Origin of the sequence: Rhizobium sp. BT-226, assembly GCF_025847085.2 — a bacterium.
GTDB lineage: Bacteria > Pseudomonadota > Alphaproteobacteria > Rhizobiales > Rhizobiaceae > Rhizobium > Rhizobium sophorae.
The window spans coordinates 57,383-71,250 of the sequence record NZ_JAOYTI010000001.1 but is presented as its reverse complement, the minus strand read 5'-3'; the positions used below and the strand labels follow the sequence as shown (position 1 = coordinate 71,250).

Sequence of the window (13,868 nt, the reverse complement as noted above, 5' to 3'; positions counted from 1 at the left end):
TTACTTGTCTCCCTTCGGAAGCTTGAAGTCGCTGGTCTTCTCGCCACCGCCGTTGAAGGCGGAGTTGAGGCCGACGGACTTCTGTGTGGTCGCCTGCGGAGCCAGGGCGCGCAGGGTGGCGAGAGGGGTTGCCTTCGCCGTGGCCTCGTCGAGAAGCTTGGCGTTGACGACCTTGGTGACGAGCGCGGCATGCTCGGCGTCATCCTTGGCCTTCTGGTTGGCAACCATCTCGGCCTGTGCGTCGAGCACCGGCTTGAGGGCTGCGGTTACGGAGTTGGCGATCGTCTCGCCAATCTTTGCCATGCTTCCCGAGAGGGCTTTGACCTCATCGGAAAGCGACTTGAACTGCTCGTCGGTGACAGGCATCTCGTCTTCCTTCGTGTTGGTTGAGGATTCCCGCTCGTTGAAGCCCAAGGCTTCCATCATTGCGGTCTTGGTCTTCTCCCATAGGCCGACGTTCTTCCGGCGCATGAGAGCTTCAACGAGGCGAGTTCCCGCCCAGTCGATTTCCTGATCGGCAGCATCCGTCAGAGCGGAGTTGACGACCTCGATGTCTTCCATCTCGCCCTTGGCGTTGACGAGCATGCCGACGCCCTGCTCGGGGGTGGCAGCGCCCTCCTCGCCCAGCAGGATTGCGTCATGGTCGAAGACCATATTGCGGGCGATCCGCTTGTGATCGGCGGCGTTGACGGCTTCCATGGTTGCGAGAAGGCCCGTGGACGTGTGGACCGGGCCGCCGGCCTCGATCGCAGCAAGGACAGCCTTGCCGCCTTCCGTGCGGTTGGCGACCTCGACGTCGATCACCTTGTCCAGCAGCACCCGGCCGCCTTCGCGGCGAACGTTCTCATTCCATGCCCCGATATGGCCGATGTTGACGCCTTCCGGGTCGCGGGCGGAGATGAACTTGCCGTTGACCAGCGGGTGACCGAGTGGCGCCGGCGACCGGTTGAGCGTCAGATAGCTCTTCTCGATCTCTTCCGACGGATACTTTATCCCGTTCATGATGATGTCGTCCGGCAGGGTTGCCGACGGCACGATCACGACATCGCGGCCGTTGCGCTTTTCCTTGCGGACAGCCTTCACGTTCGCCAGTGACCTGACGTTCACACGCACCTGGGGCATGGTCGACTATTCCTTTGTGGGTGTGGGCTTTCCGAGAGATGCGTCGGTTTCTTCATCCGTCGCTTCATCTCGATACTTGTCCGCATCCGTCAGCGGCTCATAGCCAACTGCGCCGCGGATATCCTCGGGGGTGAATACCCACTCACTCGTTCCGGTCTTCTGGTTGACGTCGGCCATTTTGACGGCTCGGTCGATCTTCTCGCCCATCGACGCCTCGGTAAGGTCGGCCTGATCGATGAACCAATCCTTCTCGGGAAGGATCTCGAAGCGCTGCAGGCGGGTGACAAGCTCCATGATGTTCGGGTGCGTGATGTTCGACCGGCGCGACATGCAGGTCTGCGCCCACTCGTCCGCATCCTCCTGGCTGGCCCGCTCGCCCGTCTGCATGCCGACGAGGATCTTCACAGGCATGTTGATCGACGCGGCGAAGGACTGAAGCGGCATCCCATAGAAGTGCTCCGGAGACGGGAGAGTGACCTGCAAAGTCTTCGCCTGCATGCCCATGAGCATCAGCAACTGGTCGAAGCCGGCATTCCAGTCGCCAACCTGATCATTCATCTTGTCGGCAAGCTCTTCGACAGTGACGCCCATCGCCTTCGCCATGTCGGCAATCTTGGCCTCCTTGTCGACTTCGAGCACCGGCGCCGACTTCGCGTTCTTCCAGAAGCCCTCGCCACCCGCGCCCTTGACCTTGTCCATGTCGATCAGGTCATTGAAGCCAGGCTCAAGGATCGACTGGCCGTAAATCGTGCCGTCGTCCGACCAGATCAGCACGCGATCGGGATGGATGCGAAGCTGGCGATTCTGCTTCGCATCGCCGGTAAGAGCAGCCTCGTTGAACTGGTACATGACCGGCTCGCCGTAGGTTTCCGATCGAGGATCGGTGTCGTATTCCGCGACGGTCAACTGTCCCTTCCAGACGGGGTCGACCTTATAGAGGCCATCAAGCCCACCGGGCACGGTGTCGACCGGCTGGTCGAATGCGTTGCCATCCCTCAGACGAAGGATGACGCCGGAATATCCGCCAACCATCGCCATGCGATCCGCATCGGCAAGCTTTGCCCATAGGCGCAGCGCGGAGAACTTCTTGCGGATCTCCTTTTCGAGCGGCGTTTCTTTCCGCTTGCCTTTCTCCGAACCGTCCCGCTCCTGCTCGAGGAGGAAAGGCGCGTCCTGCCAGGTCTTCAGCGCGGTCTTGTCCACCCCTGCCGTCGCAACGCCGTTGCGGAGGTACATGCGATAGAGCTGATTGAAGCTGAGCGTCTCGGGCCAGCCGAAATCCTTGTAATAGTCATGCTTGACGTTCGCGCCAGGGAAGAAGGCCGGGAACATGCTGCCGAGCCGGCGCTGGGCATAGTTTGCCAGCCTCAGGACATTGCTCATCGGTTCTTATTCCTCAGGAACATCGCAACGGTCGGACCGACTTCGATGTTGACGTTGTCGGCGGCGATCACGGCATCAGCCAGGTTGTGAGATTTCACGCCCAAGTCCTTCTTGAGCTTGACCTTCGGCACGACCCGCTTCTTGCCCTCGGTCTCGACCCACCATGGGACGCAAAGCTCGGTGAAGAGCGCGTCCAGCTTCTTGGCGCCGATCCCGGACGAGAACGACAGCACGTCATCAGGCTTGATCGACTGGCCCCGCGTCACCGCGTTGAACGTGAGCATGGCGCGGCGGGCTGTGTTGGCCCATGCCTGCGCCTTCAGGTTCAGGTATTCATCCTTGTTCAGCGGGCTGTTAGCGTTCAGCGCATCGCTCGGCTTATCCGGATCCATGACCGCACCGCCGGCGTGAAACGCAAAGTGCTCGACGCTGGCCTTGTTCACCTCGTTCTGCTCGTCGATGTAGCCGCCGACGAAAGCGCCAACGCCGATCGTGTCATAGGACACCGTGGCATCGGCATTCTTTGCTTTGGCCCAGACGCGCTTGGCATTTTGGACGAGCTCGTCCTTGCCCGATGACCAGTCTTCAGCATCCGTGAAGATGCCGCCGATCTTGTCGGCCGTCGCGCTGTTGTCTTCGCCGTCGTCGGCCGGGTCGAAGCCGATGATGTTTCGGCCGGTCAGCGAGAGCTTGAGCACCTTGTGGGCATCGACACATGCCTCAAGCCATTTCCGCTTGAAGATCGAAAGTTCGCTATCGCCGAGAGGCACGCCCCCGTAGATGTGCTCAAACAGCTCAGGGTTTCGTTCCTGCATCGCCGCGATGTCGCGCAATGCCTTGGCAGATAGGAACGGGTTTTCGGTATAGTTGATCTTCCGCACGATGCAGTGCGGCGGCACATTGATGACGAAGTTCTTCCAGACGTAGTCGGTGACCAGCTTCGGGTTGAACAGCAGGATCGCCAGGCTGTCTTCCTTGCGGATCGTCGGGCCGATGACGGTCCACTGATCCTCGGTCAGTTTTTCCGCTTCTTCGACCCAAAGGATATCGACGTCAGACGTGCCCTTGATGTCTTCAAGGTTGCGCTCGATGCCGTAGAAGATGAACTCCGCACCGGTCCTCCGGTGGATGATCGTCGTCTTCTGGACGTCGTAGGCCGCCTCAAGTCCGAGATGAGCTATCGCCCATTTCAGTTCGGTGTAAACCGAATCCTGAATGCGGTTCTGGAAGCGACGGATGCAGAGTACGCGCATCCTGACGGCGACGTGGTCGACAAGGCGCACCAACTGGCAAGCCGTGTCCCTTGTCTTTGAGCTGGAACGTCCACCGTGGAGAACCGCGATGTCCGCCTGCCCGAGGAAGACCTCTTCCCAAAAGTCGTGAAGGGCGGGGTTGGTAAGGTGGGTGGTGGCGTCTAGTTCTTTTCGCTGCGCAGCACTTCCCGCCATGTTCTCGTCTCGGTCTGTATCGGGCCGCCGTCCTTCCCGGTGTGCTCATGCCTCTCGGTGATGAAGCCCAGCATCTTGGCGAGATCGACAAGGGCGCCCTTCTTGTCATGGAGCTTGAACTTGACCCGGCGGACGTCGCGGGCGTCATCGCCTCTGCCATCCTTAAAGTCCTCGACAATTACCTCTGAAAGAGCGGCGGCCTGATCGCGCGTCAATCCGGAGAAGTCGAGATATGGATCACCATCGTGACCGGCGCGCATATAATCGAGCATGTTCGCGAAGCCGATCTTTGCCAGTTCGTCGACGATGCGCTCTTTGGTGATTTCGAGCCGTTCAGCGACCTTGCTCTGCTGCCGGGATAGCTCTTCCTGCACCACAACATTTAACAACAGGCGGCTGCCTTGCTGTTGCGCAGTCTTCGCGCTGTACCCTGCCCTTATTGCTGCTTGCGTTGCATTAAGGTCGATCAGATACTCAGCGACGAAGCGGCTCTGCTTATCCGTCAATGCGGGCATAGGTTACCTTGGTGGACATTGTTGCTGCGCCTCAGTTGGATGGAGCACCGAGTTATTATCCCGTTAGAGAGACGATCGATGAAGTCGTTGAGCAGCCAACCGGCTAGTTTGCCGAACGGCGGGAACTTCACTACTTCATTGATGTTGTAGTCGCATGAGCAACACAGAGAAAAAAGCCACGAAAGGCATGATCAAATTCGTGCTGACTATCTTCGTTGTCGCGATGATCATAGCGCTGGCGTATTTGGCCTTCTTCACGCCAGGGCAGGCGTAAGCTGATCGCTTCGCAACTAAAAGGAGAGCCCGATGCCAAAGTACGCCGTCCATTTTAGACGCTCATTGGAACAGGTCGGCTTTCTGACAATCGAAGACGAACGTTCTCTGAACGAGCTGGCAAACACACTCCAGAGTGTAGGCTATATTCTAACTGAGGATCACACGTCGTTGGCGGGCCGTTCTTCGAGATCCAAACCGTCAGTCATATTCCTCGGTGACGTGAGCCGCATACACCCGCTCTAACTCCGCGAGAGGAGCATGCTCTGATGGTTATCAAAGTCCAGGAAATGCCCGAGTATCAGCCGGATGGAGGATGTTCCAAGGACGACTGGGATGTCGTTTTCGACAACCCACCCATGTCCAGGGAAGAAATGGAAGCCGCAAGGCCGTTCAAAGAAGCCTTCTCAGATCTCGCCGAAAAGATGGAAAGAGCCATAGCAGCGCGCCGCGCTCGATCTTCCCGCTCATGGCGGCCACCATCCTGGTAGAGATGCCAGACCGAACGTCAGCGCCACCAGAGCGAGATAGACGGCCCATGCGAGAGCGTTGCGAACTAGACGAGGCAGGCGACCCAGATGGCCTTGCAGGTGATGTGCAAGGCCTAGTCTTGGGCGAAAATCGTCTTCCCCCTCACCTTCGCCACGTCGATCGTCGTGTGTGCCAGCCATTCGAGCAGACCTAGCCACATGTTACCCGTGACCACTGCGCCGCCGGCGCCTTGAATGCCGGCGTGGGCCACCAGTTGATAAACGTGCAGCGGGACTGATTGTTTGGCGTCGGAAAGGAACTGGCCCTGCAGAAACGGCGCGGTCATGGCTATCTCGATCGCATGAACTCAAGGTGAGGATATTGCGTTTAATTCGCGAAACCCTCTTTGCCCGGAGAGAGACCATGAGGCTCGTGCAATTGACTCTGATTGGACAGGCTGCGGTACCTGTTTTCATAAACCCGGACCAGGTCGTTTCGCTGGTGGCGCTTCCTGACCGTACGCAAATAGTGACGACTGCGAATGCTAACCATGGAGCCGCAATCATCTATGATGTGACCGAGCTGGCTGCGGAGGTCGTACGCTTACTGACGACTAGTCCTTCTGTCGCACCACCAGGGCGAGCCTAAGGGAAAAACCCGCGGCTCGCTTGGTTATGAGCCAAGCGAGCTACCGGGCTGCTCTACTCCGACATGAAAGCATGTAAAAAGCCGCCCGGTGACAAGTCGGGCGGCTTTTGTATTTTAACACGGTTTTCGTGCTTTTCCTATTGCGTTTAGCACGGTTTTCGTGCATAACAATCTTACCGAAGCAATCCCGCTTCGGGAGGACTGGAGGCACCCATGAGCGTCAAGCTCACCTTCCAAGTCCGGTTCGGCAAGTGGAGACTGACACTCTCCATTAGCCGGTAACTGGGGGCCGGAGGGGTCTAGCCACCTCTCCGGTTCCCCAAGATATAGCAAACCTTCGGAGGCCCTTCAATGTTCGACCTGAAAGCATTTCGCGCAAGCCTCGATCTCACCCAGCACCAGATGGCCGAGGCGATGGGCATGCCGTTTCGCAGCTACCAGGACATCGAGAGCGGCAAGAGCCCAGTTCGACCCGTCCATGAGGCGGCCGCCAAGTACGCCGGGTGGCTTATTCGACAGCAGGGCCGCCACAAGGGGGCGCGGCCCCTTCACTTCTTCCTCGCTCGCTTCCGCGATGACGAAAGAACTTGGACTGTCCCTTGGACGGTATGGGCCGAGGACTTCAGTGATGCAGTCGAGCGCTTTTATACACTCGCGAGCATAGACCGATCGCAAGAACTGCAAATCAGGGTGATGCCGGAAGATGCATCGAAATCATTCCATCATGCCAAGAAACACGCCGAGGCCGTTCTAGAGCATAAGGACGCCACTTGGCCTGAGTGAAGCACAATTGCCTCTAAACCTGTCGGAATTTCTGGCAGCGTTCTTTTTGCGCGATTGGCGGTGATGACCAATCCGGGGCCCGGCGAGTATTCCCTCTCAGAGAGGTCCGCGATCAGAACAGCCCAAATCACCTTGGGCTGGATATTACGCAACACGATCTATGGTTTCAAGCCCCTCATATGCCTCCAACTGCTCCAATTGCAGCAGCATCCCCATGACTTTGCTCTGCATCTCCGATTTCATGCCCTTGATGGCGATCAGCGCTTGATCCTTCAGGTTGATCCGGTTGCCCCTGCCCTTGGGCAAGATCTTTCGGAGATTGCCGCGGAGCTGCATGACCTGGCCGGCCGTCTCGCTTTGGATTCGCGTGATACGCTCGCGGCGAAATTCCTGCCGGCGCGATAGCTCTTCGGCCGCGATGATGGACAGATCGTCTCCGCTGAACCTGATCGGGCCGAGTTCGGAGCGGAGGAAGCAAACCACGCCGTCGACGTCGCGCACCTTCTCAAAGTTCAGGTTTTCGAGGTTGACGAACGCATAACCGACCAGCAGCGGAAGGCGGCGCTGGATGACCTTCCGGGTGCGGTGATGAATGCTCTCGTACCAATAGGCCGGCATGTAGACGCTAATGCCCTCGTTGCGGAGATTGCGCTCGATGATGCTCTCTCCGACACGGTGGAGCGGAGCGTCGTCGACACGGCGGGCCATGCGCTGGGTGCCTGGCGCAGCCCGGATAGCATACCAGTCGCGGCCCTTCAGGCGCTTCCGCCTTTGATCGACAATTTCACTGAAATCTCTGGTGTCTTGCTCTTTCAACTTAATCGCCGCCATTTTCATTTCCTCTCGTGAGCCGCCGCTCGGTCAAGCATTTCGGTCAGTTTGCGATTTTGCGCAGGTTGCCTGTTTGTCTCAGTTTGCCTTGGTCATGTCGGCGCGGACGCCGAGATGCTCTTCAGATTTTTGAAAATAGATCTGCTTGAGCCGATCGTTCGGCTTGAACTCTGGGATGAGGTCCGCTCGGCTGCCGCAAGCTGTGAACTCGGCATGCGGGAACGGAACCCAACTCACCGGATCCTTTTCGCTATGCCAGTCCGGATAGCCGAACGCGTATGCTTTTCCGCACTCTTCGCAGTTGTTCATTCCGAAGGTGACGGTTTTGTTCAGCCCTCCGCACCATGGGCAGCAAGCGCCATTTGAGAAGCACGAGACCGGCTGTGGCAGGCGCCGAATGGCCTTCCAGAACTCGTCATCTTCGTGTTCCAGCGGATGAGGCCTCGCGTCTTTCATCGCGCCGCCTCCATAATCGCCCGCGCTGCCGCGGCCGCCTTTTTCGGGTTGTGGAAACCTTGCCTGAGCTTTTTTGTGTAGGCGCAGGATTCACACATCGGCTCATTGTCCCCGGTCTTCTCGCCAGCCGCGCAAGCCTTGATGTATCTCGTACGCCGATGCTCGTAGGAGCCACAGACGCAGCGGACAACCCAACGCGTCCCGTTCGCGCAAACATCAACGGCCATGCCAAGCACCGTGAGCCGTCCGGACTTAACGCCGGTCAGATCGACGAATTCTGGCATGATCCGCTCAGCCGCCGTCGGTGACCTGTGCGGGATCGGATCGGCAGAGTGGGCGGAAGTCGACGGCGGAGACCACTCGAAATGATCTCCCCTCGCCGTCACCCGGCCGGCGACCTTGTCGCTCGGGTAAAGCGGAGCGACCGCATCAAAATCAATCTTCGCGAGCCGGGTCATCAGATCGCTGCTCCATCGATGAAGGCGACTCGCGGAAGCGTGACTTCGGCGCCGGTGAAAGTGACGCGGATCACCCGATCGGCGTGATGGATCCGCTGAGCCTCCGTCGCATCTTCCGGAAGCGATATCCTGGCCGATTGCCTCGCGGGGAACCTGTCACGATGCCGGCCGGCCATGTTGATCACGGTGTTTTTCGTTGAGCCGAGGCGTTCAGCGATTTCTCGCGCCGATATCCCTTCGGCCCAAAGCTTCTCCGCCGAGGCGATCTTGTCATCTGTCCAGAAAAAACTCGTCATCTGAAACTCCGTTCTGCTCGTGCCTTTTCGGCGGCTAGGTACTCTTCTCGGGACTGAAACTTCTGCAGTTGGGATAGGCCGTTCGTGCCCGGCCTCGGCGCCGGCGGCTTGTCGGGCGGCTTTGCCGGCTGGTCCTTCCACCGATCGTCGGATAGCCACCGAACCGGCGAGCACCATTGGCGATCATCGGTCTTCGCGGCGTAGGCGCTGACACCGGTCATGATCTCGTCGAAGCTGGCGCGCTTGAGGGCTTGGGAGAATGCTTTCTCAGCCGAAGGCCTGCCGGTCTTGTTCGGGTAGGCATCCCAAAATCTTTCGAATTGAGGATCGATATCGGGCGCGCGCACGTCTTCCGAAGGATCTGTATCTGTCTCTGTATCTGTTGTTGCAGATGCGTTCGCTTGCGTTCGTTTGCGTTCGCGCCATTCCTTCGCGCGTTCGGCCGCGCCGTCTTCCCGCTTCGGCTGGCGCTTTTCCCAGCTCGAAAACCTGCCATCGGAAATCATGCCCTTGTCGGCCATTGCGGCGACGATGGCCTCGACCTGCTCAGGTTCGCAGCCATAGAAATACGCCAGTCCTTCGGCGTCATAACCCTTGATCGATCCGCGATCCGATGCCTGCGAAGCACGGTCCATTAGAGCCCATGCGACAGCGACCGCGATACCCGGTGCAACGCCGGCGCGTCGGGCAATTCCAAGCCACTTCGGATCGGTGGGCGCGCCATGCCAAGAGCGGAACCAATCGTTCATTGGATTGCCTCCAGCCACTCCGAATAAGGAATATTGCTCTTGGCCAGGTTGCACGGTTCACAAGCGACACAGAGATTGTCGAGATCGTGCTTTCCACCGAGCGACCATGGTTCCTTATGATCTACGTGGAATGGCCCGCTGATTGTTCGGCAATAGGCACAAACCTCGCCATCACGCTCAAGCACAGCTTGGCGCAGAGCGATCGGAACGCGCCTGCGCGCACCCGCACCGCAGATCTTGTCAGCCAGGCTGTATCTGCCTTGCGTGGTGTTAAAGAAACCGAGAAGCCGATCCTGACTTTCGGCCCATTGGTTCGGCGTCATTTTCGCCCAACGCCTCACAACCTCATGGTCGGCCGGCAGCCCACCGTTCCGGCGATATTTCATGATCAGGAGCAGCAACGCGCCGTGCTCGACTGTCGAAAGGTCGAGCGTATGGGACAAATAGAGATCGACGTAGAGAGGCATCCAGGCGCGGTTACTCATTTCCACACCTCGACGTCGAAGTTGTAGATCGCCTTGATGATCTTCTGAACGCGCTTGAAATCGCGGGTGACGACGCCTTTAACGTCGACGACGCGGAACCTGCCATCCTGGTCATGATCAATGAAGGCGAAGTCGGCCCGATAGGTGCCGATGATCTCGCCGTTGACGATGAGCTCGAATTTACGCTGCCGCTCGAATCCGGAGATCCGGCCCGAGCGCTCAAGCAGCTTCAGATCGCGGTAGACCTCTGCCTCGCGCTTGCTGTCGAAAAGGATGCCTTCGAACATCGTCTTCTTGGCCCCGAATTTGTTTCCGCGCTTCGGCTTGGCGACTGCGGCGCGATATTCTTCGCGGGTGAGGACCTCGGTCATGCCGGCCTCCGGCGATACTGGACGCGCTTCTGGTAGCGGCGCTCCATTGCCTCGTTTATGAGGCGATCGGCTTCTGGTGCCGTGATGTTGAGGACTTCAGCGATACGCTCGACGTCCGGGCCGTACTTGGTGAAGGCTTCGAGGAAGGTCATGCGTGCGCCTCCCCAAAAAATTTCATTCGGCGTGTATTGAAACGAAAAAAACGAGAAAATACATTTTCGGCCGGCGCTGGAATTCGGCGCCATCCTTGTTGATCACCAACGTTTTCAGTGAGGTAGCGATGAACGCGAAGACCTTTAATCGTCCCATCTATCTGAAAGAGCGGGGAGGCCTGATCCGGGAGATAAGCTCCCTGGCCGACGCCATCGATTTTCTCGAAGATTGGCCGGAGAAGGACCGAGACCTGATCCATGAGGCAACCCTCAAGACCTGCTACATGGCCCATGATGGACACAAGCCGCTTGAGGTAGCTCGCGATGCTGTTCGGGCATTCGGGAATAAAAAGGGTATCTTGATGAAGCAGCCCGCAATCCAGCCATGGATGATCAAGACGCCGACCGGCGGCGGGCGTGTTTCTGCCTGATCTATTCGCGTAAGTGGAGAGGCTGCGATCGCGGCCTCTCTCATCGACCATCGATATTGCAGAACTGGCGCAGAAGGGCGTGCAGGACTTCATGCTGCCACCTCGCGATATGCTGCATAGTCCTCAGCGCGCTCAAGCTTCTTGCGGCACGGCGGAATCCAGACCAGCTTCGTGCTGGTGACGCCATTGATCCACGCAAGCCAGCAATAGGAGGTGGCGGTCGATCCGGTCGCGGTCAGCCTGCCTTTGACCATCGGGACGCGCTCGGAGAACTGAGCGACGATCGACGGCGGGTTCTTGCTGAACAGGTTCTCGTATCGCCCAACGCCCTCCAGGAAGGACGTGCGGACAATCATGGCAACGCCCTCGGCCGCCACACCGCGTGCTCGCTCGATGAACTGTTCAGCGAGGCGGAAGGGCGGATTCGAGATGATCCAGTCCGGCTTCGCCATCGCCCATTTCATGACGTGTGGCGTGAACGGCATGAGAAAGTCATGCTGGAATGCGCCATCGAGGCCGTAGTCGTGAATGTCGGACGCCCACACAGCATTGAAATAATCGCCCAAAGGATCGACCATGTGCCCGCGATTGCATGCTGGCTCCCATGCCGTCTTGTTCTCGAGATAGCATCCGGAGAGTACGTGCTCGCATAGCGCCCGTGTCGCCCACGGCTGAGTCGGGAAGTCATCGAGGCTATCGTGAGGCTCGCTGCGCTGCTGCATGACGGCGGAAGAGGTGTTCTGGCTCATGCCGCCACCCCGCCCGGAACGGTTCTTGCACGGTTACTGATATCTTCACCGTGTAAAGGCGTAACGTCATGAAATGGCACACATCCGGAGAGTTTACCCCTGTGATGCTCGTTGTGAACGGGTCGGAAAAATACAAGCTTGTCGCAACCCTTTGGCAGGTTGCCAATATGCTGACGGCTTGCTGGCCCGATGACGACGGAGAGGAGTATCTCACAGCGATTAGGACGTGCCGTGACGCACTTCATGGGGACGCCTCGGTTGAGGAGGCGCGAGAAGCCCTCATCCGCGCCGCTGACGAAGCTGGCATTCCGGTGATCACCGTCGTTCACTGAGGTGCGAAGTTCCTTCATGCCACCTGCCCTCTCCGCTCGAGCGCCGTCACATACGCCGCCTTGATCTCCTCGAAGCGGGCGATGTCGTATTCCTTGGTTTCGATCTCGTGCTGAGGACGAGGACGTTTCGAGCCTTTGCCGTGGTCGTCGAGCCAGGCCATGGCGCTGGCGATGCGGCGGTCGAGCCAGGAAATCATCTCGGAGGGTTCGGTCATGCTGCCCCCTGACGCTTGCGGCGAAGTTCGCTGACCTTCTGGTCGACCCGGGCCAAGATCATGAGCACTGGCTTCAATTGATCAGGGGCAGCGTCGTAGGCCATCACACGCGTTGCACGGCCGCCGTTAATCCGCGGAAGGACGCCGCGAGGGATCAGCATCCAATTTGAGGGGTCGGTGTTTGATCTATTGCTATCAACCGCCTTCAGGCACATGCCATCCGGAACAGGCCCGTTTGCCTTTTCCCAGAGGTATAGGTGCTTCAGAACATACCGGCGCTCATAGCCCGTGTGCGGGTTTTCCTCGTCGACGCTGATCTCAATATAACCGTCTTTCGTCACGCGCTCGTGGCCGAGATACTTGGTGTTGTGCGGCAAGCCGCCCTTCTTGAACTGGGTCTTACGAGCGTTGGGGTGCCTGCCGCCCTTTCCAGGCTCGCAGGGGACGCCCTTGTTGAAAGGCGTGCTTCCCTTTGAGAAGTGACCGGTTCGGCCGGTTTTCCAGCCCTTGCGCTTGCGCAGCGCATGCAGGTTTCCGGCAGAAACATCGTAGCGGTCGAACTGGTGGCAGAAAGCAGCGTGGTAATCGCTAATCGGAAGCAGCCGATTGGCCTCCAGCCAAGCCATCTGATCATCAGTGTACTTGATCCAGGTGCCTTTCACTTCTCGCTCCCATCGGTGATCGCTTTGCCTTCGAGGGTGTCGGGCTGGCGGAAGATGGTCGGCAGCATCGGCTTGAACCTGTCGCCATGGTTGGCAACGAGCGTGGCGGCCTTGAGCGAGAGGTCCGAGTTCCGGATCAACTGCTCGCTAACGGCGACAATCGCGTCGGTCCGCTTGACCTCGCTCTCGATCTGTTCAGCGGTCAGGTTCTCGTCACTCAGGCGCTCAAGCTGGGAAAACAGGTGATTGTTTAGGTCGATGAGACGGTTTTTCATGCTGCTTTCCTCGCTTCGTCGCGCAGTGTCATGGTCTCTTCGGTGACGGAGAGATGCCGGCCCTTGCGCTTGAACCAACCGTCCTCGATGCCGTGGATAGCTACCCAGACACCTGTCTCACCTTGATATTTGATGTTCGGTGCAATCCCGCCGCTGGTGCGGCCCGGCCATATGCCGTCACCGAGCAGACTGGCTCTGCTGCGGTCTTCCGGCTCTACACAGTCAAAGCCTCCGAGGATCGCTCGGGCGTTCTTGATAGACAGAGAACCCCACTCGACATGAAGCTGCGCCGCCTTGAGAATCGCGTCATTTTCAGTGAACTGCGACGTTCGGAGCAGATCCTTCCAGTGGTCATTGGTGCATAGGTCAACGGCATGCCACCATGCGCCGAGCGTCATGTAATGCTGATTAGCGAACTCCTGCCGCCACTCTGGACGGAAGCCTGTTCTGCGCTCGATATCGTGGAGAAAGCCCGCAACGTCCTCATCCTCCCGCAGGAGCGGGTGACGCATAAGGATGACGCTTTGACCGCCTGTCGCTTCGCTCCCCTTCACGACAGAAACAGGGAACTGAAAGAGCCGGGATGGAAGGCTCGTATCGCGATGGTTGGTGATACCGCCGTTGAGATCGAGGATGTACTCGTTCGGCACCAAACCCGAGCTTATAACTGCGAGCCGCACATGATCGATCGCCGGGGGCGGCGGTGGCGGCATCATCAGATCGAACATGGAAAGCTGCTGCACTGTCAGTCCCCCATGATCCA

21 protein-coding genes are annotated in these 13,868 nt (G+C 58.6%); 3 read left to right on the top strand and 18 right to left on the bottom strand.

Annotated features, from left to right (window positions below; translation table 11 throughout):
* The 5 genes from OIU37_RS00450 to OIU37_RS00430 form a co-directional block, all read right to left on the bottom strand.
* Entirely contained in the window at window positions 1–1,122 is a 1,122-nt protein-coding gene (locus OIU37_RS00450) for a hypothetical protein (protein WP_264255022.1), read from the bottom strand.
* A gap of 6 nt (window positions 1,123–1,128) precedes the next feature.
* Entirely contained in the window at window positions 1,129–2,505 is a 1,377-nt protein-coding gene (locus tag OIU37_RS00445) for a DUF1073 domain-containing protein (protein ID WP_264255021.1), read from the bottom strand.
* Window positions 2,502–3,953 carry a PBSX family phage terminase large subunit gene (locus OIU37_RS00440; protein ID WP_264255020.1) on the bottom strand — a complete coding sequence of 484 codons (1,452 nt, stop codon included), beginning with the start codon at window positions 3,951–3,953 and terminating at the stop codon, window positions 2,502–2,504. Before OIU37_RS00440 ends, OIU37_RS00445 begins: the two co-directional genes overlap by 4 nt.
* Window positions 3,920–4,468 carry a terminase small subunit gene (locus OIU37_RS00435; protein ID WP_264255019.1) on the bottom strand — a complete coding sequence of 183 codons (549 nt, stop codon included), beginning with the start codon at window positions 4,466–4,468 and terminating at the stop codon, window positions 3,920–3,922. Before OIU37_RS00435 ends, OIU37_RS00440 begins: the two co-directional genes overlap by 34 nt.
* A gap of 877 nt (window positions 4,469–5,345) precedes the next feature.
* Window positions 5,346–5,558 carry a hypothetical protein gene (locus tag OIU37_RS00430; protein WP_264255018.1) on the bottom strand — a complete coding sequence of 71 codons (213 nt, stop codon included), beginning with the start codon at window positions 5,556–5,558 and terminating at the stop codon, window positions 5,346–5,348.
* A 653-nt stretch (window positions 5,559–6,211) separates the two neighbouring features.
* Between OIU37_RS00430 and OIU37_RS00425 the strand changes: the two genes are divergently transcribed.
* Window positions 6,212–6,643: a helix-turn-helix transcriptional regulator gene (locus OIU37_RS00425; RefSeq protein WP_264255017.1), complete on the top strand. Its 432-nt coding sequence runs from the start codon at window positions 6,212–6,214 to the stop codon at window positions 6,641–6,643.
* Window positions 6,644–6,787: 144 nt separating this feature from the next.
* On the opposite strand, the gene OIU37_RS00420 is transcribed toward OIU37_RS00425, so the two are convergent.
* From OIU37_RS00420 to OIU37_RS00385, 8 genes are all read right to left on the bottom strand, one after another.
* On the bottom strand, window positions 6,788–7,480 hold the full coding sequence (locus tag OIU37_RS00420) for a transcription termination/antitermination protein NusG (RefSeq protein ID WP_264255016.1): 693 nt from the start codon (window positions 7,478–7,480) through the stop codon (window positions 6,788–6,790).
* A gap of 72 nt (window positions 7,481–7,552) precedes the next feature.
* On the bottom strand, window positions 7,553–7,930 hold the full coding sequence (locus OIU37_RS00415) for a hypothetical protein (RefSeq protein WP_264255015.1): 378 nt from the start codon (window positions 7,928–7,930) through the stop codon (window positions 7,553–7,555).
* Window positions 7,927–8,388 (bottom strand): hypothetical protein, encoded by a 462-nt coding sequence (locus tag OIU37_RS00410; RefSeq protein WP_264255014.1) that lies wholly within the window; start codon window positions 8,386–8,388, stop codon window positions 7,927–7,929. Before OIU37_RS00410 ends, OIU37_RS00415 begins: the two co-directional genes overlap by 4 nt.
* Window positions 8,388–8,684, bottom strand: coding sequence for a GcrA family cell cycle regulator (locus tag OIU37_RS00405; RefSeq protein ID WP_264255013.1), 297 nt, complete (start codon window positions 8,682–8,684; stop codon window positions 8,388–8,390). The genes OIU37_RS00410 and OIU37_RS00405 overlap by 1 nt, the downstream gene beginning before the upstream one ends.
* Complete coding sequence (locus OIU37_RS00400) at window positions 8,681–9,205, bottom strand: hypothetical protein (protein WP_264255012.1); 525 nt, start codon at window positions 9,203–9,205, stop codon at window positions 8,681–8,683. Before OIU37_RS00400 ends, OIU37_RS00405 begins: the two co-directional genes overlap by 4 nt.
* Before the next feature lie 224 nt (window positions 9,206–9,429).
* On the bottom strand, window positions 9,430–9,918 hold the full coding sequence (locus OIU37_RS00395; RefSeq protein WP_264255011.1) for a DUF1376 domain-containing protein: 489 nt from the start codon (window positions 9,916–9,918) through the stop codon (window positions 9,430–9,432).
* Window positions 9,915–10,289, bottom strand: coding sequence for a DUF1064 domain-containing protein (locus OIU37_RS00390; protein WP_264255010.1), 375 nt, complete (start codon window positions 10,287–10,289; stop codon window positions 9,915–9,917). Before OIU37_RS00390 ends, OIU37_RS00395 begins: the two co-directional genes overlap by 4 nt.
* Window positions 10,286–10,441, bottom strand: coding sequence for a hypothetical protein (locus OIU37_RS00385; RefSeq protein ID WP_264255009.1), 156 nt, complete (start codon window positions 10,439–10,441; stop codon window positions 10,286–10,288). Before OIU37_RS00385 ends, OIU37_RS00390 begins: the two co-directional genes overlap by 4 nt.
* A gap of 128 nt (window positions 10,442–10,569) precedes the next feature.
* On the opposite strand from OIU37_RS00385, the gene OIU37_RS00380 reads away from it, so the two are divergent.
* Complete coding sequence (locus OIU37_RS00380; protein WP_319004708.1) at window positions 10,570–10,872, top strand: DUF982 domain-containing protein; 303 nt, start codon at window positions 10,570–10,572, stop codon at window positions 10,870–10,872.
* Window positions 10,873–10,961: 89 nt separating this feature from the next.
* On the opposite strand, the gene OIU37_RS00375 is transcribed toward OIU37_RS00380, so the two are convergent.
* Window positions 10,962–11,621 (bottom strand): methyltransferase, encoded by a 660-nt coding sequence (locus OIU37_RS00375; RefSeq protein WP_264255007.1) that lies wholly within the window; start codon window positions 11,619–11,621, stop codon window positions 10,962–10,964.
* A 68-nt stretch (window positions 11,622–11,689) separates the two neighbouring features.
* Between OIU37_RS00375 and OIU37_RS00370 the strand changes: the two genes are divergently transcribed.
* Window positions 11,690–11,953: a DUF982 domain-containing protein gene (locus OIU37_RS00370; protein WP_264255006.1), complete on the top strand. Its 264-nt coding sequence runs from the start codon at window positions 11,690–11,692 to the stop codon at window positions 11,951–11,953.
* 14 nt (window positions 11,954–11,967) lie between these two features.
* Here OIU37_RS00370 and OIU37_RS00365 read toward each other — a convergent pair whose 3' ends face one another.
* Genes OIU37_RS00365 through OIU37_RS00350 form a run of 4 tightly spaced genes read right to left on the bottom strand, consistent with a single transcriptional unit; the run spans window position 11,968 to window position 13,848 of the window.
* Entirely contained in the window at window positions 11,968–12,168 is a 201-nt protein-coding gene (locus OIU37_RS00365) for a hypothetical protein (RefSeq protein ID WP_264255004.1), read from the bottom strand.
* Window positions 12,165–12,830, bottom strand: coding sequence for an HNH endonuclease (locus OIU37_RS00360; protein WP_264255003.1), 666 nt, complete (start codon window positions 12,828–12,830; stop codon window positions 12,165–12,167). The genes OIU37_RS00365 and OIU37_RS00360 overlap by 4 nt, the downstream gene beginning before the upstream one ends.
* Entirely contained in the window at window positions 12,827–13,105 is a 279-nt protein-coding gene (locus tag OIU37_RS00355; RefSeq protein ID WP_027685080.1) for a hypothetical protein, read from the bottom strand. Before OIU37_RS00355 ends, OIU37_RS00360 begins: the two co-directional genes overlap by 4 nt.
* Entirely contained in the window at window positions 13,102–13,848 is a 747-nt protein-coding gene (locus OIU37_RS00350; RefSeq protein WP_264255001.1) for a hypothetical protein, read from the bottom strand. Before OIU37_RS00350 ends, OIU37_RS00355 begins: the two co-directional genes overlap by 4 nt.
* Window positions 13,849–13,868 lie beyond the last annotated feature (20 nt).

Bases quoted from the DNA above. Each gene is read 5' to 3' on its own strand.
- OIU37_RS00440 (WP_264255020.1), bottom strand. From the start codon at position 3,953: ATGGCGGGAAGTGCTGCGCAGCGAAAAGAACTAGACGCCACCACCCAC.
- OIU37_RS00420 (WP_264255016.1), bottom strand. From the start codon at position 7,480: ATGAAAATGGCGGCGATTAAGTTGAAAGAGCAAGACACCAGAGATTTC.
- OIU37_RS00380 (WP_319004708.1), top strand. From the start codon at position 10,570: ATGAACGCGAAGACCTTTAATCGTCCCATCTATCTGAAAGAGCGGGGA.
- OIU37_RS00410 (WP_264255014.1), bottom strand. From the start codon at position 8,388: ATGACCCGGCTCGCGAAGATTGATTTTGATGCGGTCGCTCCGCTTTAC.
- OIU37_RS00415 (WP_264255015.1), bottom strand. From the start codon at position 7,930: ATGAAAGACGCGAGGCCTCATCCGCTGGAACACGAAGATGACGAGTTC.
- OIU37_RS00375 (WP_264255007.1), bottom strand. From the start codon at position 11,621: ATGAGCCAGAACACCTCTTCCGCCGTCATGCAGCAGCGCAGCGAGCCT.
- OIU37_RS00370 (WP_264255006.1), top strand. From the start codon at position 11,690: ATGAAATGGCACACATCCGGAGAGTTTACCCCTGTGATGCTCGTTGTG.
- OIU37_RS00425 (WP_264255017.1), top strand. From the start codon at position 6,212: ATGTTCGACCTGAAAGCATTTCGCGCAAGCCTCGATCTCACCCAGCAC.
- OIU37_RS00405 (WP_264255013.1), bottom strand. From the start codon at position 8,684: ATGACGAGTTTTTTCTGGACAGATGACAAGATCGCCTCGGCGGAGAAG.
- OIU37_RS00450 (WP_264255022.1), bottom strand. From the start codon at position 1,122: ATGCCCCAGGTGCGTGTGAACGTCAGGTCACTGGCGAACGTGAAGGCT.
- OIU37_RS00385 (WP_264255009.1), bottom strand. From the start codon at position 10,441: ATGACCTTCCTCGAAGCCTTCACCAAGTACGGCCCGGACGTCGAGCGT.
- OIU37_RS00365 (WP_264255004.1), bottom strand. From the start codon at position 12,168: ATGACCGAACCCTCCGAGATGATTTCCTGGCTCGACCGCCGCATCGCC.
- OIU37_RS00400 (WP_264255012.1), bottom strand. From the start codon at position 9,205: ATGGCCGACAAGGGCATGATTTCCGATGGCAGGTTTTCGAGCTGGGAA.
- OIU37_RS00395 (WP_264255011.1), bottom strand. From the start codon at position 9,918: ATGAGTAACCGCGCCTGGATGCCTCTCTACGTCGATCTCTATTTGTCC.
- OIU37_RS00430 (WP_264255018.1), bottom strand. From the start codon at position 5,558: ATGACCGCGCCGTTTCTGCAGGGCCAGTTCCTTTCCGACGCCAAACAA.
- OIU37_RS00435 (WP_264255019.1), bottom strand. From the start codon at position 4,468: ATGCCCGCATTGACGGATAAGCAGAGCCGCTTCGTCGCTGAGTATCTG.
- OIU37_RS00390 (WP_264255010.1), bottom strand. From the start codon at position 10,289: ATGACCGAGGTCCTCACCCGCGAAGAATATCGCGCCGCAGTCGCCAAG.
- OIU37_RS00445 (WP_264255021.1), bottom strand. From the start codon at position 2,505: ATGAGCAATGTCCTGAGGCTGGCAAACTATGCCCAGCGCCGGCTCGGC.
- OIU37_RS00355 (WP_027685080.1), bottom strand. From the start codon at position 13,105: ATGAAAAACCGTCTCATCGACCTAAACAATCACCTGTTTTCCCAGCTT.